General features: G+C 64.9%; 27 protein-coding genes. 10 read left to right on the top strand and 17 right to left on the bottom strand.

Translation table 11 applies throughout. The features are described 5' to 3' along the window. Positions 1–288: 288 nt before the first annotated feature. From rimO to tsaA, 5 genes are all read left to right on the top strand, one after another. The gene (rimO, locus tag G7Z99_RS11830; protein ID WP_181094021.1) at positions 289–1,626 is read left to right on the top strand and encodes a 30S ribosomal protein S12 methylthiotransferase RimO; all 1,338 of its coding nucleotides are present in this window, start codon (positions 289–291) and stop codon (positions 1,624–1,626) included. A gap of 61 nt (positions 1,627–1,687) precedes the next feature. Further along, complete coding sequence (locus G7Z99_RS11825) at positions 1,688–2,131, top strand: GNAT family N-acetyltransferase (RefSeq protein ID WP_181094019.1); 444 nt, start codon at positions 1,688–1,690, stop codon at positions 2,129–2,131. Positions 2,132–2,212: 81 nt separating this feature from the next. Beyond that, the gene (locus G7Z99_RS11820; protein WP_181094017.1) at positions 2,213–2,923 is read left to right on the top strand and encodes an rRNA pseudouridine synthase; all 711 of its coding nucleotides are present in this window, start codon (positions 2,213–2,215) and stop codon (positions 2,921–2,923) included. A gap of 45 nt (positions 2,924–2,968) precedes the next feature. Further along, complete coding sequence (locus tag G7Z99_RS11815) at positions 2,969–3,430, top strand: YehS family protein (RefSeq protein ID WP_181094015.1); 462 nt, start codon at positions 2,969–2,971, stop codon at positions 3,428–3,430. A gap of 4 nt (positions 3,431–3,434) precedes the next feature. Beyond that, the gene (gene tsaA, locus G7Z99_RS11810) at positions 3,435–4,136 is read left to right on the top strand and encodes a tRNA (N6-threonylcarbamoyladenosine(37)-N6)-methyltransferase TrmO (RefSeq protein ID WP_181094013.1); all 702 of its coding nucleotides are present in this window, start codon (positions 3,435–3,437) and stop codon (positions 4,134–4,136) included. Positions 4,137–4,359: 223 nt separating this feature from the next. Here tsaA and fpr read toward each other — a convergent pair whose 3' ends face one another. Continuing rightward, positions 4,360–5,139: a ferredoxin-NADP reductase gene (fpr, locus tag G7Z99_RS11805; RefSeq protein ID WP_181094011.1), complete on the bottom strand. Its 780-nt coding sequence runs from the start codon at positions 5,137–5,139 to the stop codon at positions 4,360–4,362. A 119-nt stretch (positions 5,140–5,258) separates the two neighbouring features. Here fpr and G7Z99_RS11800 point away from each other — a divergent pair, with 119 nt between their 5' ends. Continuing rightward, on the top strand, positions 5,259–6,185 hold the full coding sequence (locus G7Z99_RS11800; protein ID WP_181094009.1) for a LysR family transcriptional regulator: 927 nt from the start codon (positions 5,259–5,261) through the stop codon (positions 6,183–6,185). Between the two features lie 3 nt (positions 6,186–6,188). Here G7Z99_RS11800 and G7Z99_RS11795 read toward each other — a convergent pair whose 3' ends face one another. The 3 genes from G7Z99_RS11795 to G7Z99_RS11785 all read right to left on the bottom strand — a co-directional run bounded on the left by G7Z99_RS11795 (position 6,189) and on the right by G7Z99_RS11785 (position 8,171). Continuing rightward, on the bottom strand, positions 6,189–6,551 hold the full coding sequence (locus tag G7Z99_RS11795; RefSeq protein WP_181094007.1) for a diacylglycerol kinase: 363 nt from the start codon (positions 6,549–6,551) through the stop codon (positions 6,189–6,191). Positions 6,552–6,624: 73 nt separating this feature from the next. After that, positions 6,625–7,275 carry a response regulator transcription factor ErdR gene (gene erdR / locus G7Z99_RS11790; protein ID WP_181094005.1) on the bottom strand — a complete coding sequence of 217 codons (651 nt, stop codon included), beginning with the start codon at positions 7,273–7,275 and terminating at the stop codon, positions 6,625–6,627. Between the two features lie 185 nt (positions 7,276–7,460). Beyond that, complete coding sequence (locus tag G7Z99_RS11785) at positions 7,461–8,171, bottom strand: tRNA-uridine aminocarboxypropyltransferase (protein ID WP_181094003.1); 711 nt, start codon at positions 8,169–8,171, stop codon at positions 7,461–7,463. Between the two features lie 201 nt (positions 8,172–8,372). Between G7Z99_RS11785 and G7Z99_RS11780 the strand changes: the two genes are divergently transcribed. Next, on the top strand, positions 8,373–8,789 hold the full coding sequence (locus G7Z99_RS11780; RefSeq protein ID WP_181094001.1) for a quorum-sensing-regulated virulence factor family protein: 417 nt from the start codon (positions 8,373–8,375) through the stop codon (positions 8,787–8,789). 88 nt (positions 8,790–8,877) lie between these two features. Here G7Z99_RS11780 and recX read toward each other — a convergent pair whose 3' ends face one another. The 3 genes from recX to G7Z99_RS11765 form a co-directional block, all read right to left on the bottom strand. Further along, a complete protein-coding gene (gene recX, locus G7Z99_RS11775; RefSeq protein ID WP_181094000.1) occupies positions 8,878–9,345 on the bottom strand; it encodes a recombination regulator RecX in 468 nt (155 codons plus the stop codon). Between the two features lie 7 nt (positions 9,346–9,352). After that, on the bottom strand, positions 9,353–10,420 hold the full coding sequence (recA, locus tag G7Z99_RS11770) for a recombinase RecA (protein ID WP_181093998.1): 1,068 nt from the start codon (positions 10,418–10,420) through the stop codon (positions 9,353–9,355). 103 nt (positions 10,421–10,523) lie between these two features. Further along, positions 10,524–11,006 carry a CinA family protein gene (locus tag G7Z99_RS11765; protein ID WP_181093996.1) on the bottom strand — a complete coding sequence of 161 codons (483 nt, stop codon included), beginning with the start codon at positions 11,004–11,006 and terminating at the stop codon, positions 10,524–10,526. A gap of 152 nt (positions 11,007–11,158) precedes the next feature. Here G7Z99_RS11765 and mutS point away from each other — a divergent pair, with 152 nt between their 5' ends. Continuing rightward, on the top strand, positions 11,159–13,726 hold the full coding sequence (mutS, locus tag G7Z99_RS11760) for a DNA mismatch repair protein MutS (RefSeq protein WP_181093994.1): 2,568 nt from the start codon (positions 11,159–11,161) through the stop codon (positions 13,724–13,726). Between the two features lie 136 nt (positions 13,727–13,862). Then, complete coding sequence (fdxA, locus tag G7Z99_RS11755; RefSeq protein WP_181093992.1) at positions 13,863–14,186, top strand: ferredoxin FdxA; 324 nt, start codon at positions 13,863–13,865, stop codon at positions 14,184–14,186. A gap of 655 nt (positions 14,187–14,841) precedes the next feature. Here the strand turns inward: fdxA and rpoS are convergent. The 8 genes from rpoS to G7Z99_RS11715 all read right to left on the bottom strand — a co-directional run bounded on the left by rpoS (position 14,842) and on the right by G7Z99_RS11715 (position 21,988). Then, the gene (gene rpoS / locus G7Z99_RS11750; RefSeq protein WP_181093990.1) at positions 14,842–15,849 is read right to left on the bottom strand and encodes an RNA polymerase sigma factor RpoS; all 1,008 of its coding nucleotides are present in this window, start codon (positions 15,847–15,849) and stop codon (positions 14,842–14,844) included. A 104-nt stretch (positions 15,850–15,953) separates the two neighbouring features. Next, entirely contained in the window at positions 15,954–16,802 is an 849-nt protein-coding gene (locus G7Z99_RS11745; protein WP_181093988.1) for a peptidoglycan DD-metalloendopeptidase family protein, read from the bottom strand. Positions 16,803–16,973: 171 nt separating this feature from the next. Next, complete coding sequence (locus tag G7Z99_RS11740; protein ID WP_181094087.1) at positions 16,974–17,612, bottom strand: protein-L-isoaspartate(D-aspartate) O-methyltransferase; 639 nt, start codon at positions 17,610–17,612, stop codon at positions 16,974–16,976. A gap of 35 nt (positions 17,613–17,647) precedes the next feature. Next, the gene (gene surE / locus G7Z99_RS11735; RefSeq protein ID WP_181093986.1) at positions 17,648–18,397 is read right to left on the bottom strand and encodes a 5'/3'-nucleotidase SurE; all 750 of its coding nucleotides are present in this window, start codon (positions 18,395–18,397) and stop codon (positions 17,648–17,650) included. Further along, positions 18,385–19,443: a tRNA pseudouridine(13) synthase TruD gene (gene truD, locus G7Z99_RS11730; protein ID WP_181093984.1), complete on the bottom strand. Its 1,059-nt coding sequence runs from the start codon at positions 19,441–19,443 to the stop codon at positions 18,385–18,387. Before truD ends, surE begins: the two co-directional genes overlap by 13 nt. Then, on the bottom strand, positions 19,440–19,913 hold the full coding sequence (ispF, locus tag G7Z99_RS11725) for a 2-C-methyl-D-erythritol 2,4-cyclodiphosphate synthase (RefSeq protein ID WP_181093982.1): 474 nt from the start codon (positions 19,911–19,913) through the stop codon (positions 19,440–19,442). Before ispF ends, truD begins: the two co-directional genes overlap by 4 nt. 99 nt (positions 19,914–20,012) lie before the next feature. Continuing rightward, entirely contained in the window at positions 20,013–20,867 is an 855-nt protein-coding gene (gene fghA, locus G7Z99_RS11720; RefSeq protein WP_181093980.1) for an S-formylglutathione hydrolase, read from the bottom strand. Positions 20,868–20,875: 8 nt separating this feature from the next. Next, a complete protein-coding gene (locus tag G7Z99_RS11715) occupies positions 20,876–21,988 on the bottom strand; it encodes an S-(hydroxymethyl)glutathione dehydrogenase/class III alcohol dehydrogenase (protein ID WP_181093977.1) in 1,113 nt (370 codons plus the stop codon). A gap of 107 nt (positions 21,989–22,095) precedes the next feature. Here G7Z99_RS11715 and G7Z99_RS11710 point away from each other — a divergent pair, with 107 nt between their 5' ends. Continuing rightward, positions 22,096–22,992, top strand: a complete 897-nt coding sequence (locus G7Z99_RS11710) for a LysR substrate-binding domain-containing protein (RefSeq protein WP_181093975.1) — start codon at positions 22,096–22,098, stop codon at positions 22,990–22,992. Between the two features lie 34 nt (positions 22,993–23,026). Here the strand turns inward: G7Z99_RS11710 and ispD are convergent, their stop codons facing one another. After that, positions 23,027–23,734: a 2-C-methyl-D-erythritol 4-phosphate cytidylyltransferase gene (ispD, locus tag G7Z99_RS11705; RefSeq protein WP_181093972.1), complete on the bottom strand. Its 708-nt coding sequence runs from the start codon at positions 23,732–23,734 to the stop codon at positions 23,027–23,029. Further along, the gene (gene ftsB / locus G7Z99_RS11700) at positions 23,731–24,009 is read right to left on the bottom strand and encodes a cell division protein FtsB (RefSeq protein WP_060392860.1); all 279 of its coding nucleotides are present in this window, start codon (positions 24,007–24,009) and stop codon (positions 23,731–23,733) included. The genes ispD and ftsB overlap by 4 nt, the downstream gene beginning before the upstream one ends. Between the last annotated feature and the right edge of the window lie 76 nt (positions 24,010–24,085).

Below are 24,085 nucleotides of genomic sequence, written 5' to 3'. Positions count from 1 at the left end.
TCCCGTCAAGGCACCCGCTTGTTTGCGTCACCGCTATTCTCCGAACGAAATGAAGCGCATCGCGACAGGACTCGAGACCTTCGAGGCTGCCCTACCCCCTCGACCCTGCACGATCACCCGACACATGCGTGCCTTTTGCCGCGCCTGCGCACGCTCGTCGCATTTCCACTGGTCAAGCGACCCCGTGATCGCTAGAATTGCGCACTTTTTGATCAGAGGCGCCAGAAGCGCCCGTCAAGCTCGCCCCCGATTCCGGTGGGCGACCTGCATTCAATACCGAGGTTAGTCATGTCCACCACGCCTGCATCTTCCATCCCGAAGGTCGGATTCGTTTCGCTGGGTTGCCCGAAAGCGCTGGTCGATTCCGAGCGCATCCTCACGCAACTGCGCATGGAAGGTTACGAAGTCGTGCCAACCTACGAAGATGCCGACGTGGTGGTGGTCAACACCTGTGGCTTCATCGACAGTGCCAAGGCCGAGTCGTTGGAAGTCATCGGCGAGGCCATCAAGGAAAACGGCAAGGTCATCGTCACCGGTTGCATGGGCGTCGAGGAAGGCAATATCCGTGACGTGCACCCGAGCGTGCTCTCGGTGAGCGGCCCGCAGCAGTACGAGCAGGTGGTCAATGCCGTGCACGAAGTGGTCCCGCCGCGTCAGGACCACAACCCGTTGATCGACCTGGTGCCGCCGCAAGGCGTCAAGCTGACCCCGCGTCACTACGCCTACCTGAAGATTTCCGAAGGCTGCAACCACAGCTGCAGTTTCTGCATCATCCCGTCGATGCGCGGCAAGCTGGTCAGCCGTCCGGTCGGCGAGGTGCTGAGCGAAGCCGAGCGCCTGGTCAAGGCCGGGGTCAAGGAGCTTCTGGTGATCTCGCAGGACACCAGCGCCTATGGCGTGGACGTGCGCTACAAGACCGATTTCTGGAACGGCCGCCCGGTCAAGACACGCCTGCTCGAGCTGTGCGAAGCCTTGAGCACGCTGGGTGCCTGGGTGCGTCTGCACTATGTCTACCCGTACCCGAACGTCGACGACGTGATCCCGCTGATGGCCGCCGGCAAGATCCTGCCGTACCTGGACATTCCGTTCCAGCACGCCAGCCCCAAGGTGCTCAAGTCGATGAAGCGCCCGGCGTTCGAAGACCGCACTCTGACGCGCATCAAGCAATGGCGTGAGCAGTGCCCGGAGCTGGTGATCCGTTCGACCTTCATCGTCGGCTTCCCAGGCGAGACCGAAGAGGACTTCCAGTACCTGTTGGACTGGCTGACCGAGGCGCAACTGGACCGTGTCGGCTGCTTCCAGTACTCCCCTGTCGAAGGTGCGCCGGCCAACGAACTGGGCCTGGACGAGGTGCCGGATGCCATCAAGCAGGACCGTTGGGACCGCTTCATGGCGCACCAGCAGGCCATCAGCGCGGCCCGTCTGCAACAGCGCATCGGTCGGGAAATCGACGTGTTGATCGACGAGGTGGAAACCGAAGGTTCGGTCGGTCGCAGCTTCTTCGACGCCCCGGAGATCGACGGCAGCGTGTTCATCGACGGCGACCACGGCTTCAAGCCCGGCGACACGGTACGCTGCCGCGTGGTCGACGCCGACGAGTACGACCTGTGGGCCGAGCCTCTCTGAGGTGCGTCCCGCTGCAGGCCGCTCTGCGCAAGCGGCCTGCGCACACCGAAGGACGCACCGCATGCTGACGCTCGACACGCCTTCCGAGGCGGACCACCCAGCCCTCATGCAGCTCTGGGAGGCTTCCGTTCGCGCCACCCATGACTTCTTGCCCGAATATTACCTGCTGATCCTGCGCGATCACGTGCTGCCCAAGTACCTGCCGGCCGTCACGCTGGTGGGCTGCAAGGACCAGGACGGCCGGTTCGTGGGTTTCGCCGGTGTGGCGCAGCAGCGCCTGGACATGCTGTTCGTCGCCCCGACGCACCACGGTCAGGGCATCGGCACACGCCTGCTCACGCATGCCGTCGAAGTCCTGGGCGTGCGCACGCTGGATGTCAACGAACAGAATCCCCGGGCCCTGGCCTTCTATCGACGGCACGGCTTCGAGGTCACGGGCCGCGCCGAGACCGACGGCCTCGACCAGCCCTACCCGCTCCTGCACCTGCGTCTGCCCGATCGATAGGCGCGGCGCAGATAGCGGCCATCGAACGGCCTCGGGCAGGTACAATGCCGGTCTTATTTCCTGTCTTGCGAAACACCGACCATGAGTGAACCCGTTCGTCTCTCCAAATGCCTCATCGCGCAGCTCGGCTGCTCCCGCCGCGAGGCCGAACTGTTCATCGAAGGGGGCTGGGTCACGGTCGATGGCGTGGTCATCGAGCAACCGCAATTCAAGATCGACCAGCAACGCGTCGAATTGCTCCCGGGTGCCAAGGCCGAACCTCTGGCACCGGTCACCCTGTTGCTGAACCAGCCTGCCGGGCAGTGGCTCGAGGAGGCACGCGCCAGCATCACCATGGCCAGCCTGGGCACCACGCAGCCGAGCGACCTTCGCCCGCTGCACGGTCACTTCGCACGACAGGAGTGCGTGGCCGCCCTGCCCCCTGGAGCCAGCGGCCTGCAGGTGTTCACCCAGGACTGGCGCACCAAGCGCAAGATCGAGGCCGACCTGCGCAAGCTGGAACAGGAATACATCATCGAAGTGCGTGGCTCGGCCACGCCCCAGGCCCTGGAGCGCCTGGCGCGCGGCATGGTCCGCGACGGCCGCGAGCTGCCCAAGGCCAAGGCCAGCTGGCAGAACGAGACCCACCTGCGCCTGGTGGTCAAGGCCCCGCAGCCTGACACGATCGGTGAGCTGTGCAGCGCGCTGAAGCTCGAAATCCTCAGCCTGCGGCGCATTCGCCTCGGGGGGGTGCCCATGGGCAAGCTGCCGGTCGGGCAATGGCGGTATGTCGGCAGCCACGAACGTTTCTAGTATCGAAGGCCGTACCGCGGTGCGGCGCCTGAACAGGATTTCCCCATGAATCACAACGATGTACTGCGCAGCGTGCGCTACATGATCAAAGCCAACGATGCGCAGATGGTCAAGGTCTTCGCGCTGTCTGGCCTGACGCTGTCCACCGCCCAGGTGGCCGGCTACCTCAAGAAGGAAGAGGAAGCGGGCTTCGCGCAGTGCCCGGACACCGTCATGGCGCACTTTCTCGACGGCCTGGTGACGCACCGCCGCGGCCGCGACGACAGCCGCCCGCCCCAGCCGCTCGAGCTGCCGGTGACCAACAACACGGTGCTCAAGAAGCTGCGCGTGGCGTTCGAGCTCAAGGAGGACGACCTGCACGCCGTGCTCAAGTCAGTGAATTTTCCCGTGTCCAAGCCGGAGCTCAGCGCGCTGTTCCGCAAGGTCGGCCACGACAACTATCGCCCGTGCGGTGACCAGCTGTTGCGCAACTTCCTCAAGGGCCTGACCCTGCGCGTGCGTGGCTGACCCCATGCACCACAGCGTCTCGCCCGTGGGGTACGTGCGGTCCTGCTTCAAGGAGAAGTTCGCCATCCCGCGTCAGCCGCACCTGGCGCCTGCTGCCCGTGGCGTGCTGGAGCTGATCCCGCCCTTCGACAACGGCGAGGCCGTGGCGGGCCTGGAGCAGGTCAGCCACGTCTGGCTGCTGTTCCTGTTCCACCAGGCGCTGGAAGACACCCCACGCCTGAAAGTGCGTCCGCCTCGGCTGGGCGGCAACAAGAGCATGGGCGTGTTCGCCACCCGCGCCACGCACCGGCCCAATGGCATCGGACAATCGGTGGTCAGGCTGGACGCGGTGGAACCGGGGCGGCTGTGGCTGTCCGGGATCGACCTGCTGGACGGCACGCCCGTGCTGGACATCAAGCCCTACGTGCCTTACGCCGACAGCGTTGCCGGTGCCTGCAATCACATGGCCAGCGAGGCGCCGCCGCGCATTGCGGTCGAGTGGCACAGCGCGGCGCTGGACCACGCCCAGCAGCACGGCTTGCGCCTGGGCGAACCGCTGATGGCCCTGATCGAACAGTGCCTGGCGCAGGACCCACGCCCGGCCTACCAGAAGCCGCCTGCCGAGCGTGTCTACGGGGTGAAGTTCTGGGACGTGCAGGTGCGCTGGCATTACCCGGAGCCGGGTCGCATCGTGGTGTTGGGTTTGGAGCGCGATAGCGGGCCGTGATCGTTTCGAGCGCTGACCATGCCGTGCTGCAGGCGGCGCTTGACCGGGCGTCATCGCTGGCAAGCCAGCTCCCACTGGCCCTCATTCCAGGCAACTGCCTGCCGTCAGCGCCTCGACTGGCCACCCTGTGGGAGCGGGCTTGCCCGCGATGGGGGCGGTAGCTTCAGCGCACCGCCAGCAGGCCTGCCAAATTCAAACGAGGCCGGCCTGCTGACGGCTGGCATCACTTCTCGACGAAGGCACGCTCGATCAGGTAGTCGCCTGGATCGCGCATGCGAGCGGACACCTTCAGGCCGAAGCTGTCGAGCACTTCGCTGGTCTCGTCGAGCATGCTCGGGCTGCCGCAGATCATCGCGCGGTCGTCCTGCGGGTTGATCGGCGGCAGGCCGATGTCGCTGAACAGCTTGCCGCTGCGCATCAGGTCGGTCAGGCGGCCCTGGTTCTCGAACGGCTCGCGGGTCACGGTGGGGTAGTAGATCAGCTTCTCGCGCACGGCATCGCCGAAGAACTCGTTCTGCGGCAGGTGCTCGGTGATGAACTCGCGGTAGGCGACTTCGTTCACGTAGCGCACGCCATGGACCAGGATCACCTTCTCGAAGCGCTCGTAGGTCTCAGGGTCCTGGATGACGCTCATGAACGGCGCCAGGCCGGTCCCGGTGCTCAGCAGGTACAAGTGCTTGCCAGGGTTCAGGTCGTCGAGCACCAGGGTGCCGGTAGGCTTCTTGCTGATGATGATCTCATCGCCTTCCTTGAGGTGCTGCAGCTGCGAGGTCAGCGGGCCATCCGGTACCTTGATGCTGAAGAACTCCAGGTGCTCTTCCCAGTTCGGCGAGGCGATCGAGTAGGCACGCATGAGCGGACGGCCGCTGTCCTGCTGCAGGCCGATCATCACGAACTGACCGTTCTCGAAGCGCAGCCCCGGGTCGCGGGTGCACTTGAAGCTGAACAGGGTGTCGTTCCAGTGGTGCACACTGAGGACACGTTCGTGGTTCATGTTGCTCATCGATGGGGCTCCTGAAAAAAGACGCAACGCCGGTCACAGCGCTCTTGCGCGCTAGTGTAGTGGCAGCGAGAATATCTGGAAAATCAATTATCAAGATATATGTTATTGGTTATATAGATATGCGATTCACGCTTCGTCAACTGCAAGTCTTCGTCGCCGTCGCGCAGCACCAGAGCGTCTCTCGGGCGGCCGGGCTGCTGGCGCTGTCCCAGTCGGCGGCCAGTACCTCCATCACCGAACTGGAGCGACAGACCAGCTGCCAGCTGTTCGATCGCGCGGGCAAGCGCCTGAGCCTCAATGCTCTGGGGCATCAACTCCTGCCACAGGCCGTCGCCCTGCTCGACCAGGCCAAGGAGATCGAAGACCTGCTGGGTGGCAGGTCCGGCTTCGGTGCCTTGTCGGTCGGCGCCACACTGACCATCGGCAACTACCTGGCGACCTTGCTGATCGGCAGCTTCATGCAGGGCCACCCGGAAAGTCAGGTCAAGCTGCACGTCCAGAACACGGCCCACATCGTGCAGCAGGTGGCTCACTACGAGATCGACCTGGGGCTGATCGAGGGTGACTGCAATCACCCCGACCTCGAGGTGCAACCCTGGGTGGCGGATGAGCTGGTGGTGTTCTGCGCCCCGCAGCACCCCCTGGCCAGCGTCGGCAAGGCCAGCCTGGACATCCTGTGCCGTGAAGCCTGGATCTTGCGCGAACAGGGCTCCGGAACGCGACTGACCTTCGATCAGGCGATGCGTCACCACCGCGCCCACCTCGACATCCGTCTGGAACTGGAACACACCGAAGCCATCAAGCGCGCCGTGGAGTCAGGGCTGGGGATCGGTTGCATCTCCCGGCTGGCCCTGCGCGACGCCTTCCGGCGGGGCAGCCTGGTGCCCGTCGAAACCCCGGAGCTGGACCTGGCCCGGCAGTTCTACTTCATCTGGCACAAGCAAAAATACCAGACCTCGGCCATGCGCGAGTTCCTCGAACTGTGCCGCACCTTCACCGCCGGCGTACAGCGCAGCGACGAGATCGTGCTGCCGTCGATCGCGTGAGCCTCAGAGCAGAATGATGCCCCAGACCAGGGCGATCGCCGTCAGCGCCACCAGCTGCGCGGCACTGCCCATGTCCTTGGCGTTCTTCGACAGCGGATGACGGTCCAGCGAAATCCGATCGATCGCCGCTTCCACGGCAGAATTGAGCAGCTCCACGATCAGCCCCAACAGGCAGACGGCGACCAGGATCGCACGCTCGGCGCGGCTCACCGGTAGCCAGAACGCCAGCGGCACCAGAATGACGTTGAGCAGGACGAGCTGGCGAAAGGCGGCCTCGCCCAGAAAGGCGGCGCGCAGGCCGTCCAAGGAATAGCCTGCGGCGTTGACGATGCGTTTCAGGCCCGTGCGGCCTTTGAATGGCGACATGAAGACATACTGTACCGTGAAAGGGTCCGCATTCTACTGCGGACACGACCGAGAAAGGACGCCTGTCGACGCTTCAATGAGCGGCGACTGATTCCAGTTGTTGCAGCAGCAAGGCCGCCTGGGTCCGTGTACGCACGCCCAGCTTGCGGAAGATCGCCGTGACATGGGCCTTGATGGTGGCCTCCGACACGTTCAACTCATAGGCGATCTGCTTGTTGAGCAGGCCTTCGCAGACCATGGTCAACACGCGGAACTGCTGGGGCGTGAGGCTCGCCAGCCCTTCACTGGCCGCCTTGGCCTCGGGGGACACATCGACCTTGTCGAACGCCTGGGGAGGCCACCAGGCATCGCCGTCCAGCACCTGCTGCACGGCGTTCTGGATCACGTCGAGGGTACTGGACTTGGGGATGAACCCGCTGGCCCCGAACTCACGGGACTTGACCACCACGGCGGCCTCTTCCTGGGCGGAGACCATCACCACGGGAATCTGCGGATACTGCCCGCGCAACAGCACCAGCCCGGAGAAACCATAGGCACCGGGCATGTTCAGGTCCAGCAGCACCAGGTCCCAATCGGCCTTTTCCGCCAGGTGCGTTTCGAGTTCGGCGATGCTCGCCACCTCGACCAGGCGCACATCAGGCCCCAGGCCCAAGGTCACGGCTTGGCGCAACGCGCTACGGAACAGCGGGTGATCGTCGGCTATCAGGATGTCGTAGGTGGCCATCGGTTCATGGATCCTGTGGTGTGCCTGCAGCGGCATCGCGCAGCGGGCGGGCGAATCGGTGCGTGACGCACGGTACGGGTGGCAGGTCGAGTGGCCTGAGCCACGCGCGTCGGGGAGCGGCGCCAAGCATGCCCAGCGCGCCCGAGGCGGTCAAGCCAAAGCCGGCCGTGGGGCGTGCGAACCGGTCAGAGGAACGCGCTCAGTTGCTGGTGCGCCGCATCCTGTGGGTCGATCGGCCTATGGTGCTTGGCGCTCAGGTAATGCGTGCTGAAGACGTCCAGGTAGGCGTCCAACGCCTGGGCGGCCTGCGTATCGCCTGCCAGTTCCAGGCACATGGCCGCCACCTCGGCCGTGCAGAAATGGTCGTCGCGCTTCGAGCGTCGCAGCCGATAGCGCGACATCTGCTCGGCCTCCAGGCTCAGCACCGGGAAGCGTTCCAGGTACGGGCTCTTGCGGAACATCTTGCGCGCTTCGGTCCAGGTGGCGTCGAGCAGGATGAACAGCGGCCGCTTGCCTGGCGTTGTGCTCACCTCGGTCACCACGCGTTCGAGCGCCACGAATTCGCCGGGGAAGACAATGTAGGGCTGCCACTGCGGCTGGTCGAGCAGTGCCAGCAGGCGCTCGTCGACGTCGGTGCGTTGCCAGCCGAAGGCCGAGGTGTTCTCGATCACGTCGGCGATCAGCCAGCCGGTGTTGCTTGGCTTCAATGGCTCGGTGTCGTGCATGATCAGGCACATGCCTGCGGTGGCGCCCACGCGCGGCGTCCATTGGCACAGACAATGGCTGTGGATGACACGGCATTCGGCGCAGCGCGGCGCGCGTGAACCACGTGCGATGAACGGTTTGCTGCTGCGGGCCAGGCGCTCGGCGCGCAGTCGGGCGACAGCGTGGCTCATGGCTGAGCGACCTGTGAGGGAGCGGTGATGAACACGGGAAAGGCTCGGAAGCGGTGAACGAGACGACAGTCTACCAGAGGTCGACGGCTTGCCGCGCCGCACGAGCGATCCGCTGCGCCGGCTTGTATACTCCAGACCGTCAGCACGGAACACCCTGGCGTGACACCTGTCAAAGCGCCAGTCAACGAACAGGAGAGATGCATGCTACGCCTTATTGTCCCGACCCTGAGCCTGGCGCTCGCGTTGCCCCTGGCCGCCGAAGCTGCGTCCAAGCAGGAGTACGAGCTCTCCCAGATGCTGCACAAGGTCGCCCAGGAAAGCAGCGTCGGTACGCCGCGCGCCATCAATGAAGACATCCTCGACCAGGGCTACACCGTCGAGGGCAACCAGCTGATCAACCACTTGAGCGTACGGGCCAGCCATGCGGCCGAAATGCGCTCCAATCCGGACAAGGTGCGCGACCAGCTCGGCGCCAGCGTCTGCCGCAACACCGGCTTTCGTCAGTTGATGGCCAAAGGCGCCGTGCTGCGCTACGACTTCACTGAATACAAGACCAACCGTCCTGTGGATCAGCAAGTGTTCAACGCCGCGACCTGCGCCGGTGGCAAGAAGAAGTAAGCCGCGTGGAAGGGGTCTGAACCGTGTCGCTTCGCGACTCAACAGGCCCATTGCCCTGCTCCGCTGACCTGCGGACAGGGTGGATCGATCAGTCGTCCAGGTCCCGTCCGCTGAGCAGACGACCGATCATGTCCATGGGAAAGCCGCGGTACGCCAGAAAGCGCATCTGCTGAGCCCGGCGCTTGGGCTCGGTAGGCTGCTCTCCTGCGAACTTGCGCTGCCAGACGTCGCGCAACCGCGCCGCCCAATCGACACCGCTGTCGCGCAGGGCCTGTTCCACGTCACCTCGATCCAGGCCACGCTGACCCAGGTCCTCGCGAATCCGTGCAGGACCATAGCCAGCGTTGGCTCGGTAGGAGATGAAGTGTTCGAGGTAGCGCGCTTCGCTCAGCAATCCTTCTTCGGCCAGCCGATCGAGCGCAGGCTCGATCAGCTCATCCGAAGCACCGCGCTGGCGCAGCTTGCGTGTCAGCTCGACACGCCCATGCTCACGTCGCGCGAGCAGGTCCATGGCCGTCCGCCGCACCGCGACGGGGGTATCGAGTACGGCGGACATGGGCCGATCAGTTGCCGGTGTCGGCGTCGGCGACGTCATCGGCACTGGCTTCGGCAGCCGCTGCCTTGCCTGCTGCTTCGACGGCACCCACGTTGAGCAGCTTGTCGCGGATCAGCTTGTCGAGCTCGGCGCCAGCGGCCTCGTTCTCTTGCAGGTACTTGGCGGCGTTCGCCTTGCCCTGGCCGATCTTGCTGCCCTTGTAGCTGTACCAGGCGCCGGACTTCTCCACAAACCCGTTGGCCACGCCCAGGTCGATGATCTCGCCGTTGCGGTAGATGCCCTTGCCGTAGAGGATCTGGAACTCGGCCTGGCGGAACGGTGGAGCGACCTTGTTCTTGACGATCTTGACGCGGGTTTCGCTGCCCACGACTTCGTCACCCTCTTTCACCGCGCCAGTACGGCGGATGTCGAGACGCACGGAGGCGTAGAACTTCAGCGCGTTACCACCGGTGGTGGTTTCCGGGCTGCCGAACATCACGCCGATCTTCATGCGGATCTGGTTGATGAAGATGACCAGGCAGTTGGCGTTCTTGATGTTACCGGTGATCTTGCGCAGCGCCTGGGACATCAGTCGCGCCTGCAGGCCGACGTGCATGTCGCCCATCTCGCCTTCGATCTCGGCCTTGGGCACCAGCGCGGCCACGGAGTCGACGATGATCACGTCGACGGCGTTGGAACGCACCAGCATGTCGGTGATTTCCAGGGCCTGCTCGCCGGTGTCCGGCTGCGAGACCAGCAGGTCGTCGACGTTGACGCCCAGCTTGCCCGCGTACTCGGGATCGAGCGCGTGCTCGGCGTCGACGAAGGCGCAGGTGGCGCCGCTCTTCTGGGCTTGGGCGATGACTGACAGGGTCAGGGTCGTCTTGCCCGACGATTCCGGCCCGTAGATTTCCACGATACGGCCCTTCGGCAGGCCGCCGATGCCCAGTGCGATGTCCAGCCCGAGCGAGCCGGTGGAGATGGCCGGAATGGCCTGGCGCTCATGGTCGCCCATGCGCATGACGGCGCCTTTGCCAAACTGACGTTCGATCTGACCCAGGGCCGCAGCCAAGGCGCGCTTCTTGTTGTCGTCCATTGAAATCCTCACGTGATCGACAAGGCCCTGACGGCCTCAATACCTGTATAAGTAGACAGTATTATTCCACAGGGTGAGGCTTCCGCCTACCCCTGTCTGCAATTTACTCTGCACCAAGACGTAACAGCCCTTGGAGCGCCGCTGCCACGGTCTGTTCACGCACCGCCTGGCGGTCACCGTCGAACTGGTGCCTGACGCTGTGCACCCGTTCGCCGTCCGCCCAGGCCAGCCAGACGGTGCCCACGGGCTTGGCGGGCGAACCACCGCCCGGGCCGGCCACACCACTGACCGCCACGCTGAAACGTGCGCCGCTGCCGGCCTGGGCACCTCGCGCCATCGCCTCGACGACCGCCTGGCTGACTGCGCCCACGGTGTCGAACAAGGCCTCGGGTACGCCCAGCTGCGCGGTCTTCTGCCGGTTCGAATACGTCACATAACCGGCTTCGAACCAGGCAGAGCTGCCTGCGACACGGGTGATGGCCTCGGCGATGCCGCCGCCCGTACACGATTCAGCCGTGCTTACTTGGGCACCGAGACGGGTCAGATGTTCACCCAGATGCTGGGACAAGGCGGTGATGTCGGTCATGGCGGATCCTTGTGTGAGAACACTCACCTTAGCACCGATGGCGCCCTGCCCAGGCATCGGCCAGGCGAGCCGGAGGCGGCATCGCCCGGAGAAACCCTGTAGTATTGGCCGATCCGCTTTTGTCTAATCGACGCACCGTTTCAAGGCCTCGAATGTCCGACCTTTCTCACCATACCCCGATGATGCAGCAGTACTGGAAGCTCAAGAACCAGCATCCAGACCAGTTGATGTTCTACCGCATGGGCGACTTCTACGAGATCTTCTACGAAGACGCCAAGCGTGCGGCCAAGCTGCTGGACATCACCCTGACCGCCCGCGGCCAGTCCGCCGGGCAATCGATCCCGATGTGCGGCATCCCGTTCCACTCCGCCGAGGGCTACCTGGCCAAGCTGGTCAAGCTCGGCGAGTCGGTGGTCATCTGCGAGCAGATCGGCGACCCGGCCACCAGCAAGGGCCCGGTCGAGCGCCAGGTGGTACGCATCATCACCCCCGGCACCATCAGCGACGAGGCCCTGCTCGACGAGCGCCGCGACAACCTGATCGCGGCCGTGCTGGGCGATGAGCGCCTGTTCGGCCTGGCGGTACTGGACATCACCAGCGGCAACTTCACCGTGCAGGAGCTCAAGGGCTGGGAAAACCTGCTGGCCGAACTGGAGCGCATCAACCCGGTCGAGCTGCTGATCCCCGACGACTGGCCCCAGGGCCTGCCGGCGGAGAAACGCCGTGGCTGCCGGCGCCGGGCACCGTGGGACTTCGACCGCGATACCGCGCGCAAGAGCCTGTGCCAGCAGTTCGCAACCCAGGACCTCAAGGGCTTCGGCTGCCACAAGCTGACCCTGGCCATCGGTGCGGCCGGTTGCCTTCTGGCCTATGCCAAGGAAACCCAGCGTACCGCGCTGCCGCACCTGCGCAGCCTGCGCCACGAGCGCCTCGACGACACGGTCATCCTCGACGGCGCCAGCCGACGCAACCTGGAACTGGACGTCAACCTGGCCGGCGGCCGTGACAACACGCTGCAATCGGTGATCGACCGTTGCCAGACCGCCATGGGCAGCCGCCTGCTGACCCGCTGGCTGAACCGCCCTCTGCGCGACCTGAAAATCCTGCAGGCACGCCAGGGCTCGATCCGCTGCCTGCTCGACGGTTATCGCTTCGAGAAGCTCCAGCCGCAGCTCAAGGACATCGGCGACATCGAGCGCATCCTGGCCCGCATCGGCCTGCGCAACGCCCGCCCGCGGGACCTGGCCCGCCTGCGCGACGCGTTGGCCGCCCTGCCCGAGCTGCACAACGCCATGGCCGAACTGGAAGCGCCGCACCTGGCGCGCCTGGCTGCCATCGCCGGTACCTACCCTGAACTGGCCAATCTGCTCGAGCGCGCGATCATCGACAACCCGCCAGCGGTGATCCGCGACGGCGGCGTGCTCAAGCTCGGCTACGATGCCGAGCTGGACGAGCTGCTGTCGATGAGCGAGAACGCCGGCCAGTTCCTGATCGACCTGGAAACCCGCGAGCGTGCCCGCACCGGTCTGTCCAACCTGAAGGTGGGCTACAACCGGGTCCACGGCTACTACATCGAGCTGCCGACCCGCCAGGCCGAACAGGCCCCCGGCGATTACATCCGGCGCCAGACGCTCAAGGGCGCCGAGCGCTTCATCACCCCGGAGCTCAAGGCGTTCGAGGACAAGGCGCTGTCGGCCAAGAGCCGAGCGCTGGCGCGCGAGAAGATGCTCTACGACGCGCTGCTGGAAACCCTGATCGGTCACCTGGCGCCGCTGCAGGACACCGCGGCGGCACTGGCCGAGCTCGACGTGCTGAGCAACCTGGCCGAACGCGCCCTGACCCTCGACCTGAACTGCCCGCAGTTCGTCGAGACGCCGTGCCTGCGCATCGAGCAAGGCCGTCACCCGGTCGTCGAACAGGTGCTGACCACGCCGTTCGTGGCCAACGACCTGACGCTGGACGACAGCACGCGGATGCTGATCATCACCGGCCCGAACATGGGCGGTAAATCCACGTACATGCGCCAGACCGCGCTGATCGTGCTCATGGCGCACATCGGCAGTTTCGTGCCGGCCGTCCGTTGCGAGCTGTCGCTGGTCGATCGGATCTTCACCCGGATCGGCTCCAGCGACGACCTGGCCGGTGGCCGTTCGACCTTCATGGTCGAGATGAGCGAAACCGCCAACATCCTGCACAACGCCACCGATCGCAGCCTGGTGCTGATGGACGAAGTCGGCCGCGGCACCAGCACCTTCGACGGCCTGTCGCTGGCCTGGGCCGCTGCCGAGCGCCTGGCCGAACTGCGCGCCTACACGCTGTTCGCCACGCACTATTTCGAACTGACGGTCCTGCCGGACAGCCAGCCGCTGGTGGCCAACGTGCATTTGAAGGCCACCGAGCACAATGAGCGCATCGTGTTCCTGCACCACGTCCTGCCGGGGCCGGCGAGCCAGAGCTATGGCCTGGCCGTGGCGCAACTGGCCGGTGTCCCCGGCGCGGTCATCGCACGGGCCAGAGAACACCTGGGCCGACTGGAGACCGCCAGTCTGCCGCAGGAACCTCCTCTGGCAGCGCCGCATCCAACGGCAGCGCCCCATCAGAGCGATCTGTTCGCCAGCCTGCCGCACCCGGCCATGGACCGGCTCGGTGGCCTGGATCTGGACAACATGACGCCGCGCCAAGCGATCGAAACGCTATATCAACTTAAGAACCTGTTATAACGCGTGCCGTAACAAGCTGTTAGAATCCCGCGCGGTTCGCCAGCGCCACACGCCCAGCCTGACGTGTGGCCTCTTTCGCGAACCGCGCTGCCCTGTATCGGGGGTACGCTGCCGTTGCCTGAGGAGAAAATTAGAAATGACCTTCGTCGTCACCGACAACTGCATCAAGTGCAAGTACACCGACTGTGTAGAGGTCTGCCCGGTGGACTGCTTCTACGAAGGTCCGAACTTCCTGGTCATTCATCCAGACGAATGCATCGACTGTGCGCTGTGCGAACCGGAATGCCCGGCTCAAGCCATCTTCTCGGAAGACGAGATCCCGGCTGGCATGGAGAACTTCATCGAGCTGAACGCCGAGTTGGCGGAGATCTGGCCGAATATCACTGAGAAGAAGGACGAACTGCCGGAAGCCAAGGAATTCGATGGCACGGCGGGCAAGATCCAGTTCCTGGAGCGTTGATGCCACGCGCATGACCTTCGGGGGCCTCATCGCCTTGCGCGTTGAGGCTGGCGCCAGGCCCTGCCCCAGGGCCGCGTCGCCTTCCACGCTTTTTCGAGCGCAAAAAAAAGGGGCGGTTGCCCGCCCACTTTTCGTCCTTGGTCCCTGTATTCCCTGTCATCGTCCTGATGAACCGCGTCCTGCGATGTCCTGATCATCGTCCTTGATGACCGTGCCGCGTCCGTGGGCACAGTTCGAATACTAGCGGTTTCCGTACGCCAGACAAGGGCAAGATCTCTCAAATCAATTCAGCCGAAACACATGTTTCAGTTATAAAACCCTTTATAGATCAGTGAGTTGAAAGATTTCGTCTTTGAGAATCGACAACTGTTTACCGTGGCTCACGCTGTTTGCTTACTGTACCTGTGAGCAATCTCCTACATAGGAAGTCGTACTACGGACACTGTAGGCGCCGCTTGGGTCTCGGGCAGCGGCCAGGCCTGGGCATGGCCCATGACGCACTTCGTTTCAGGCATGAAAAAGCCGCCCTGGCCAGGGTGATGGAATGCTCCATCACACGTGCCAGGGCGGCCGTTCGGGAACGCCCATTGACCTTGTCCTGATATGCCCGAGCGCCCGTCGACCGCCCTGCTGGACGGCATGGCGCAGGGGCGGCCTAACGGAACAACGATTCGCTGGAAAGCCCGTTCTTTTCCAGGATCTCGCGCAGGCGCTTGAGGCCTTCGACCTGGATCTGCCGTACCCGCTCGCGCGTCAGACCAATCTCCAGGCCGACGTCTTCCAGGGTGCTGCTTTCATGCCCCCGCAGGCCGAACCGCCGAATCACCACTTCACGCTGCTTGTCGGTCAGCTCGCCCAGCCATTGGTCGATGCTCTGGGAGAGGTCGTCGTCCTGCAGCAGCTCGAACGGGTCGGTGGGGCGGTCGTCGGTCAGCGTGTCGAGCAGGGTCTTGTCCGAGTCAGGCCCCAGGGAAACGTCCACCGACGACACGCGCTCGTTCAACCCGAGCATGCGCTTGACCTCGGCCACCGGTTTTTCCAGCAGCGCGGCGATCTCTTCCGGCGACGGTTCGTGGTCGAGCTTCTGGGTCAGCTCGCGTGCTGCCCGCAGGTAGACGTTGAGCTCCTTGACCACATGAATCGGCAGACGAATGGTGCGCGTCTGGTTCATGATGGCGCGTTCGATGGTCTGGCGGATCCACCACGTGGCGTAGGTGGAGAACCGGAACCCCCGCTCCGGATCGAACTTTTCCACCGCACGGATCAGACCGAGATTGCCCTCTTCGATCAGGTCCAGCAGCGACAACCCACGGTTCACATAGCGGCGAGCGATCTTCACCACCAGGCGCAGGTTGCTTTCGATCATGCGTTTGCGCCCTGCCGGATCGCCTTTCTGCGACAGACGTGCAAAGTGCACCTCTTCCTCGGGCGACAGCAGGGGCGAGAAACCGATTTCGTTGAGGTACAGCTGGGTGGCATCGAGCGCGCGCGTATAGTCGATGTACTTGTGCTGTTTGGGTGAAGCGCCTTGCCTGGCCTTTGTCCGAACCGGGGAAGCAGCAGGTTCGTCCGACACCTCTTCCGTTTCCAACACGACGTCCGCTTCCATGATGAGCAGGTCGTTGTCGATGTCAAACTCCGGCACTTCTTTGCTGAGAGCCATTGTTATAGTCCTTTGCTGAGTTCGAACTCAGACTCGAGCGTCACCTTTTTCCCTGGCAGCGCTTGAGCCTGTCCCTTTACGCAAGAACAGGCTGGATGCATTCATCAGCGGCGTGGCAGAAACTGGAGCGGATCGACGGGTTTACCTTGACGACGAATTTCAAAGTGCAGCTTTACCCGATCAGCGCCCGTGGACCCCATTTCAGCGATCGTCTGCCCTGCCTTGACGGTTTGCCCCTCCCGAACCAACAGCCTGCGGTTGTGACCGTAGGCACTCACGTAGGTATCGCTGTGCTTGATGATGATCAGTTCGCCGTAGCCCCTCAATCCACTACCGGCGTACACCACTGACCCATTGGACGCAGCAAAAACAGGCTGTCCCAAATCACCTGCGATATCAATGCCTTTATTCAAACTGCCGTTTGAAGCGAATTTGCCGATGATGACCCCGTTGGCAGGCCACATCCAGCCCCCGGCCGACACCTCGGCCGCAGGAACTTTCGTCACGGTGGTGCTGCTGCCGCCCGAGGCCGTCGTGGTGGTGGTCTGGGCCACGGCAGGCGTGGTGCCGACCACGCGTCGCGTCACCGTGGTCTTGCTCGACGACGACGGGCTCGAGACGACCGTCGTGCTGCCGGAGGAGCCGCTGCTGAAACGGATGGTCTGACCGGGATGGATGGTGTAGGGCGCACCAATGCCATTGCGCGCCGCCAGCTCCTTGTAGTCCCAGCCATAACGGAAGGCGATGGAATACAGGGTGTCGCCTGGCCGGACCTTGTACTGCCCCGATGCCACGGCCTGGCGCTTGGGAGCGCTGGCGTTGCGGTCGACCACGCTCGCGCTGTTGGAGCCAGAACTGGAGCAACCGGTCAGCAGAGCCCCCAGCGCCAATACGATCGGCAACAGCAGGTTGCCGGTCCACGCCTTGCGCTGCTCAATGATTGTATGCCCCACCCGCCGCTTCCTCTCATCTGACGATCTTGATCGCAAAGTTGTCTTCCATGGCCGAGTCGAATTGCCGCGATGCCCCGTGCAGAACATGCTGGACGGCATCGTCGCGTCACCGCCTGATAGACAGGGCAATGACCGCGGAATTCGTCGACCGTGCAAAAAATCCGTCGTGGTTCAGGCCAGGGGGCCGTTCAGCAACGGCACGAAGCGCACCGTGCCGAGCACCCGCCGGGAAAACCCGTGGTCCTCGCGCACGATGAGCATCAGCTGCTGCGGCTCACCGGCCATGCCGACCGGGATCACCAGCCGCCCACCCGGCGCCAGCTGGTCGAGCAGCGCCTGCGGTACCTGCGGCGCCACTGCCGTGACGATGATGCCGTTATAAGGCGCCAGCGCGGGCCAACCCTCGCAGCCGTCGCCCCAGCGAAACACCACGTTGCGCAGGGTCAGCTGCTGCAGGCGCTCCTTGGCGCGGTCCTGCAGGCTCTGGATGCGCTCGACCGAGAACACGCGCTCGACCAGTTGCGCGAGAATGGCCGTCTGGTAGCCCGAGCCGGTGCCGATTTCGAGCACCTTGTCCAAGGGGCCGGCTTCGAGCAGCAGCTCGCTCATGTGCGCGACCATGAACGGCTGCGAGATGGTCTGGTTGTGGCCGATGGGCAGTGCGGTGTCTTCGTAGGCCCGGTGCGCCAGGGCCTCGTCGACGAACAGGTGCCGAGGCGTCTGCCGGATCGCGTCGAGCACCCGGGGATTGGACACGCCCTCCTCGCACAGCCGCTGGATCAAGCGTTCGCGGGTGCGCTGCGAGGTCATGCCGATGCCATGGTGCTGATCGTTCTCCCGACGCATCACAGCACCCCCTCCAGCCAGCCATTCAGGCACTCGAACGCCTCGTTGAAGGTTCTGTCCAGGCGCAATGGGGTGATCGAGACGTAGCCTTGCATCACGGCATGGAAGTCCGTCCCCGGCCCCCCGTCCTCGGCATCCCCTGCCACGGCGATCCAGTACCCTTCCTTGCCACGCGGGTTGACCACCTTGGTAGGTGCCGCCGCGCGCGCGCGATGCCCCAGCCGGGTGAGCTGGAGGCCACGGATCCGGTCGAGCGGCAGGTTCGGGATGTTGACGTTGAGCACGGTGCGCGGCGGCAGTTGCAGGCGCGCCTGGGCCTCGATCAGCCGCCGAGCGATGTGCGCCGCAGTCGCCAGGTTGTCCGGCTGGCGCGACACCAGGGAGAACGCCCATGACGTACCGCCGAGAAAGCGCCCTTCCAGGGCTGCGGCCACGGTGCCCGAGTACAGCACGTCATCGCCCAGGTTGGCGCCCAGGTTGATCCCCGAGACGACCATGTCCGGCGTCTCCGGCAACAGCCCGTTGAGCCCCAGGTGCACGCAGTCGGTCGGCGTGCCGTTGAGGCTGATGAAGCCATTGCTCAGGACCGTGGGGTGCAAGGGGCGATCCAGCGTCAGCGAGCTGCCGGCACCGCTCTTGTCCTGGTCCGGGGCGATGACCACGCAATCGGCATGGTCGGCCAGTGCCGCGTGCAGCGCGGCGATGCCCGGTGCGGTGACACCGTCATCGTTGGAAATCAGAATACGCATGGGCTTTCCAAAGGCCCTGCCGGCAGCAGATCGACGAGCTCGCGCACCAGTACGGTGGCGAAGCATCCAGCCGGCAGGACGAATTCCAGTTGCAGGATATCAGGCTCGGGATAATGCCACGCCAGCGCGCCAATAGGGAGTCGCAGAATGCGACGCTCCTGCTTCAGGCCGGCGTTCGCCAGCCACTGGCAGAGGGCCGCATGCTGCACGCCGATCGCCCGCTCTCGAGCCCCGGGCGCAGCCTCGGTGGCAGGCTCGCCTTCGCCCCACAACGGGCCGGTCGGGTGCAGGTCGAGCAGCGCCAGGCGCGGGTCTTCGCAGGTGTGTGCGTCGGCAGGGAAGAAGCTGCGGCTGTCGGTGAACGCCAGCAGGTCGCCCACGAGCGCACGCTGCCAGTCGCCGGCCTGCACGCGCTCGGCCAGCACCTGGTTGAACAGGAAGCTGCGTGCACTGGAGAGCAGGCGCGAACGGGTGTTGCGCTGCTCTGGCAAGGCGCCACGCTCGGCCCAGGCCTGGGCATCCTGCACGTTGCCGCCGGCATGCCCGAAGCGCTGCGCACCGAAGTAGTTGGGCACCCCGTGCCGGGCGATCTGCGTCAGCCGCGCGTCCAGGGCCGCGTGGTCGGCCGCGAGCGCGGTCAGGCGCAGGGTGAAGCCATTGGCCGAATGAGCGCCGCGCTGCAGCTTGCGTGAGTGGCGCGTCTGCTCGAGGATGCGCAGGGTCTCGTCCTGGGCACGGGTCAGGTCTGGGTCGGCCTTGCCCGGCAGGTGCAGGCTGAACCACTGGCGGGTCAGGGCCTGACGGTCCTTGAGCCCGGCGTAGCTGATGGCCCGCAGCGGAACGCCCGCTGCGCGGGCCAGCCGGCGCGCGGCCTCTTCGGTGTTCAGGTCACGCTTCTCGACCCACAGCCACAGGTGTTCGCCCTGGCCGCTCAACGGGATGTCGAGCACTTCGTCGACCTGGAAGTCCTCGGCCACCGCCTTGAGCACGGCCGTGCCGAGGGCATCGCCATAGGCCCTGGGGCCCAGCAGTTGCAGTTCGTTCATGCCGGCAGCAACAAGGCGACCGCATGCACGGCGATACCTTCCTCACGGCCCGTGAAACCGAGCTTCTCGGTGGTGGTGGCCTTGACGTTGACCTGGTCGAGCTGCACGTTCAGGTCCTCGGCGATCAAGGTGCGCATGCGCTCGATGTGCGGCGCCATCTTCGGTGCCTGGGCAACGATGGTGGCGTCGACGTTGCCGACGCTCCAGCCCTTGGCACGCACGATGCTCACCACGTGCCGCAACAGCACGCGACTGTCGGCACCCTTGAACTGCGGGTCGGTGTCCGGGAAATGCTGGCCGATGTCGCCCAGCGCCGCAGCGCCGAGCAGCGCATCGCTCAAGGCATGCAGCAGCACGTCGCCATCGGAGTGGGCCAGCAAGCCACGGGTGTGGGCGATCTGCAACCCGCCCAAGGTAATGAACGCACCGTCGGTGAAGCGGTGCACATCGTAGCCATGCCCAATACGCATAGAAAAACGCCCTGATGGATTCAGGGCGTGATTCTACCTGCTTTGGCAGCGCTTGGGCGCGCTGCCGTTCGAGGGCACAGCACGCTCAGGGAAGCGGGCTCAGACCCGCCCCAACGCCACCGCATGGTGGCGCAAGTGCTCGTCGATGAAGCTGGCGATGAAGTAGTAGCTGTGGTCGTACCCTGGCTGCAGACGCAGCGTCAGTGCATGACCGCCCTTGCGTGCGGCCTGCTCCAGCGCCTGCGGCTTGAGCTGGTTGTCGAGGAAGTCGTCACGGTCCCCCTGGTCCACCAGCAGCGCCGGGCACTGGTCGGCCGGCGTTTCGGCCAGCAGCACGCTGGCGTCCCATTCGCGCCAGCGCGCACGGTCATCGCCCAGGTAACGCGAGAAGGCCTTTTCACCCCAGGGGCAATCCATCGGATTGCTGATGGGCGAAAACGCCGAAACCGAGCGATAACGCCCCGGGTTGCGCAAGGCGCAGACCAGCGCGCCATGCCCACCCATGGAGTGACCGCTGATGCTGCGCTGGTCGGACGCCGGGAAGTGCGCCTCGATCAAGGCCGGCAACTCGTTCACCACATAGTCGTGCATGCGGTAGTGCTGGGCCCATGGCTGCTGGGTGGCGTTGAGGTAGAACCCCGCCCCCTTGCCGAAGTCCCAGGCGCCGTCCGGGTCGCCCGGCACCTGGTCGCCACGCGGGCTGGTGTCGGGCGCGACGATGATCAGCCCCAGCTCGGCCGCCAGGCCCAGGGCGCCGGCCTTCTGCATGAAGTTCTCGTCGGTGCAGGTCAGCCCGCTGAGCCAGTACAGCACCGGCAGCTTCTCGCCCTGCTCGGCCTGAGGCGGCAGGTAGACGGCGAAGACCATCTCGCAGCCCAGTGTCTGCGAGGTGTGACGATAACGTTTGTGCCAGCCACCGAAGCTCTTCTGGCAGGACAGGTTCTCCAGGCTCATGGCAGACCTCAGAAGTGGATGACGCTGCGGATGCTCTTGCCTTCGTGCATCAGGTCGAAGGCCTTGTTGATGTCCTCCAGGCCCATGGTATGGGTGATGAAGGTGTCCAACGGAATCTCGCCTTTCTTCGACATCTCGACATAGCTGGGCAGCTCGCTGCGCCCGCGCACGCCACCGAACGCCGAGCCGCGCCAGACGCGACCGGTGACCAGCTGGAAAGGCCGGGTGGCGATTTCCTGACCAGCGCCCGCGACGCCGATGATCACCGACTCACCCCAGCCTTTGTGGCAGCACTCCAGGGCCGCGCGCATCAGTTGCACGTTGCCGATGCACTCGAAGGAGAAGTCGACGCCGCCGTCGGTCAGGTCGACGATGACCTCCTGGATCGGACGGTCGTAGTCCTTCGGGTTGATGCAGTCGGTGGCGCCGAGCTGTTTGGCGATCTCGAACTTGGCCGGGTTGATGTCGATGGCGATGATGCGCGAGGCCTTGGCCTTGACCGCACCGATGATCGCCGACAAGCCGATACCGCCCAGGCCGAAGACGGCCACCGTGTCGCCCGGCTGGACCTTGGCGGTGTTCAGCACGGCGCCGATGCCGGTGGTCACGCCGCATCCGAGCAGGCACACCTTCTCCAGCGGGGCGTCCTTCTGGATCTTGGCCACCGAGATTTCCGGCAGGACGGTGTATTCGGAGAAGGTCGAGGTGCCCATGTAATGGAACAGCTGCTGGCCCTTGTAGGAAAAGCGCGTGGTGCCGTCCGGCATCAGGCCCTTGCCCTGGGTGGCGCGGATGGCCTGGCACAGGTTGGTCTTGCCGGACCGGCAGAACTTGCACTGGCCGCATTCAGGGGTGTACAGCGGAATGACGTGATCGCCGACCGCCACGGAGGTCACACCCTCCCCCACGGCCTCGACGATCGCGCCACCTTCGTGGCCGAGGATCGACGGGAAGATGCCTTCCGGGTCGGCGCCCGACAGGGTGTAGGCATCGGTATGGCACACACCCGAGGCCACCACGCGCAGCAGGACTTCACCGGCCTTGGGCATGGCCACGTCGACTTCGACGATCTCGAGGGGTTTCTTCGCTTCGAAAGCGACGGCGGCGCGGGACTTGATCATCAATGCTCTCCAGACAATGGCTCGAATCAGCCTCCGAGTGTAATTGATCAGGTTTTGATGAATAATCGGGTCACGCACAAAACATTATTGCTGCACAGGGACAATCCATGCACAGCCGCTGGGAAGGTATCGACGAATTCGTCGCCGTGGCCGAGTCGGGCCAGTTCACGGCCGCTGCCGAGCGGCTGGGTGTGTCGTCGTCCCATGTCAGCCGCCAGATCGCTCGTCTGGAGGAGCGTCTGCAGACGCGCCTGCTCTACCGCAGCACCCGACGGGTCACCCTGAGCGAGGCCGGGCAGACCTTCCTGCACCATTGCCAACGCTTGCAGGACGGCCGTGAAGAGGCGCTGCGCGCCATGGGCGACCTGGCCAGCGAGCCGAAGGGCCTGTTGCGCACCACCTGCGCCGTGGCCTATGGCGAACGCTTCATCGTGCCCCTGGTCACGCGTTTCATGGCGCTCTACCCGCAACTGCGCGTGGACGTGGAACTGACCAACCGCCCTCTGGACCTGCTGCACGAAGGCATGGACCTGGCCATCCGCCTGGGCCGCCTGCAGGACTCACGACTGGTGGCGACCCGCCTGGCGCCACGGCGCATGTACGTGTGCGCCTCGCCCTCCTACCTGGCGCGCTACGGTCGGCCGCACAGCTTGTCGGAACTGGCCCGGCACAACTGCCTGATTGGCAGCTCGGACGCGTGGAACCTGCAGCAGAATGGCCGTGAGCTGAGTCAGCGGGTGCAGGGCAACTGGCGCTGCAATAGCGGCCAGGCCGTGCTGGATGCGGCGCTCCAGGGCATGGGCTTGTGTCAGTTGCCGGACTATTACGTCCTCGAGCACCTGCACAGCGGTGCCCTGGTGCCCTTGCTGGAGGCGCACCAACCGCCCAATACCGCCGTGTGGGCGCTGTACCCGCAACAGCGGCACTTGTCACCGAAAGTCAGGCGTCTGGTGGACTACCTCAAGGAAGGGTTGGCGCAACTGCCGCAGTACCGCGGCGACTGAACCCGTAGCGCAAGGACGCCCGACCCACCTGCGCTCAGGAAGGCGTGGACCAGTGCCGGCGCAACCAGTCCAGGTCCTCGGGACGGGTCACCTTGAGGTTGTCGCCGCGGCCTTCGATCAGCCTCGGCGCCTGGCCCGACCATTCGATCGCCGAGGCTTCGTCGGTCACCGCGACCTGGGCGACCAGGCAGTCGGCCAACGCCCGGTGCAGCGTCCCCAATCGGAACATCTGCGGCGTGAACGCTTGCCAGACCGTGCTGCGATCGAGGGTCGCGCTGACGCGCCCGTCCGCGCCGGCACACTTGAGCGTGTCCCGCGCGGGCACGGCGAGCAGGCCGCCGACCGGATCGTCAGCCAGCATCGACAGCAGCCGGTCCAAATCGCTGCGCGCCAGGTTCGGCCGTGCGGCATCGTGGACCAGCACCCAGTCCTCGTCGCCAGCGCCTTGCGCCTGCAGCACCTGCAAGGCGTTAAGCACCGAATCGGCCCGTTCGCGCCCACCTGGCGCACGACGAATGCGCCCGTCATTCGCGCAAGGGAGGTGCGGCCAGTAAGGGTCGTCGTTAGCCAGGCTGACCACCACCCCCAACAATGCGGGATGCTCGAGGAAACAGGCCAGGGTGTGTTCGAGCACGGTGCGCCCGGCCACCGCCAGGTATTGCTTGGGACGATCGGCGGCCATGCGGGCACCGACCCCTGCGGCGGGCACGACGGCCCAGAAGCGAGGCAAGGGCTGGCTCATTTCGGCAACTGGTACAGGGTTTCCCCTTCCTTGACCATGCCCAGCTCGTGACGCGCGCGCTCCTCGACGGTTTCCATGCCTTTCTTGAGTTCCAGAACCTCGGCGTACAGGACACGGTTGCGCTCGAGCAGCCGCTCGTTCTCGGCATGCTGGTCAGCGATCTGCTGCGTGAGCTCCTTGACTTGCGCAAGGCTGCCAGTGCCTACCCACAGGCGGTACTGCAAGCCTCCAAGCAGCAGGAGCAGGATCAGGAACAACCAATAGGGACTGCGCATCAGGGGTCATCCGGGAGTGAAAAGGCCAGCGCTTCGGTGCGTCGGACAGCAAGAAGCCTGGCCGAGGCCAGGCTTC

Origin of the sequence: Pseudomonas entomophila, from assembly GCF_013523165.1 — a bacterium.
Classification (GTDB): Bacteria; Pseudomonadota; Gammaproteobacteria; order Pseudomonadales; family Pseudomonadaceae; genus Aquipseudomonas; species Aquipseudomonas entomophila_A.
The sequence above is the reverse complement of the archived record's forward strand: the minus strand, read 5'-3'. Positions and strand labels throughout refer to the sequence as shown.

Coding starts and splice junctions, on each gene's coding strand:
- rimO (WP_181094021.1), top strand. CDS start 289: ATGTCCACCACGCCTGCATCTTCCATCCCGAAGGTCGGATTCGTTTCG.
- G7Z99_RS11825 (WP_181094019.1), top strand. CDS start 1,688: ATGCTGACGCTCGACACGCCTTCCGAGGCGGACCACCCAGCCCTCATG.
- G7Z99_RS11820 (WP_181094017.1), top strand. CDS start 2,213: ATGAGTGAACCCGTTCGTCTCTCCAAATGCCTCATCGCGCAGCTCGGC.
- G7Z99_RS11815 (WP_181094015.1), top strand. CDS start 2,969: ATGAATCACAACGATGTACTGCGCAGCGTGCGCTACATGATCAAAGCC.
- tsaA (WP_181094013.1), top strand. CDS start 3,435: ATGCACCACAGCGTCTCGCCCGTGGGGTACGTGCGGTCCTGCTTCAAG.
- fpr (WP_181094011.1), bottom strand. CDS start 5,139: ATGAGCAACATGAACCACGAACGTGTCCTCAGTGTGCACCACTGGAAC.
- G7Z99_RS11800 (WP_181094009.1), top strand. CDS start 5,259: ATGCGATTCACGCTTCGTCAACTGCAAGTCTTCGTCGCCGTCGCGCAG.
- G7Z99_RS11795 (WP_181094007.1), bottom strand. CDS start 6,551: ATGTCGCCATTCAAAGGCCGCACGGGCCTGAAACGCATCGTCAACGCC.
- erdR (WP_181094005.1), bottom strand. CDS start 7,275: ATGGCCACCTACGACATCCTGATAGCCGACGATCACCCGCTGTTCCGT.
- G7Z99_RS11785 (WP_181094003.1), bottom strand. CDS start 8,171: ATGAGCCACGCTGTCGCCCGACTGCGCGCCGAGCGCCTGGCCCGCAGC.
- G7Z99_RS11780 (WP_181094001.1), top strand. CDS start 8,373: ATGCTACGCCTTATTGTCCCGACCCTGAGCCTGGCGCTCGCGTTGCCC.
- recX (WP_181094000.1), bottom strand. CDS start 9,345: ATGTCCGCCGTACTCGATACCCCCGTCGCGGTGCGGCGGACGGCCATG.
- recA (WP_181093998.1), bottom strand. CDS start 10,420: ATGGACGACAACAAGAAGCGCGCCTTGGCTGCGGCCCTGGGTCAGATC.
- G7Z99_RS11765 (WP_181093996.1), bottom strand. CDS start 11,006: ATGACCGACATCACCGCCTTGTCCCAGCATCTGGGTGAACATCTGACC.
- mutS (WP_181093994.1), top strand. CDS start 11,159: ATGTCCGACCTTTCTCACCATACCCCGATGATGCAGCAGTACTGGAAG.
- fdxA (WP_181093992.1), top strand. CDS start 13,863: ATGACCTTCGTCGTCACCGACAACTGCATCAAGTGCAAGTACACCGAC.
- rpoS (WP_181093990.1), bottom strand. CDS start 15,849: ATGGCTCTCAGCAAAGAAGTGCCGGAGTTTGACATCGACAACGACCTG.
- G7Z99_RS11740 (WP_181094087.1), bottom strand. CDS start 17,612: ATGACCTCGCAGCGCACCCGCGAACGCTTGATCCAGCGGCTGTGCGAG.
- surE (WP_181093986.1), bottom strand. CDS start 18,397: ATGCGTATTCTGATTTCCAACGATGACGGTGTCACCGCACCGGGCATC.
- truD (WP_181093984.1), bottom strand. CDS start 19,443: ATGAACGAACTGCAACTGCTGGGCCCCAGGGCCTATGGCGATGCCCTC.
- ispF (WP_181093982.1), bottom strand. CDS start 19,913: ATGCGTATTGGGCATGGCTACGATGTGCACCGCTTCACCGACGGTGCG.
- fghA (WP_181093980.1), bottom strand. CDS start 20,867: ATGAGCCTGGAGAACCTGTCCTGCCAGAAGAGCTTCGGTGGCTGGCAC.
- G7Z99_RS11715 (WP_181093977.1), bottom strand. CDS start 21,988: ATGATCAAGTCCCGCGCCGCCGTCGCTTTCGAAGCGAAGAAACCCCTC.
- G7Z99_RS11710 (WP_181093975.1), top strand. CDS start 22,096: ATGCACAGCCGCTGGGAAGGTATCGACGAATTCGTCGCCGTGGCCGAG.
- ispD (WP_181093972.1), bottom strand. CDS start 23,734: ATGAGCCAGCCCTTGCCTCGCTTCTGGGCCGTCGTGCCCGCCGCAGGG.
- ftsB (WP_060392860.1), bottom strand. CDS start 24,009: ATGCGCAGTCCCTATTGGTTGTTCCTGATCCTGCTCCTGCTGCTTGGA.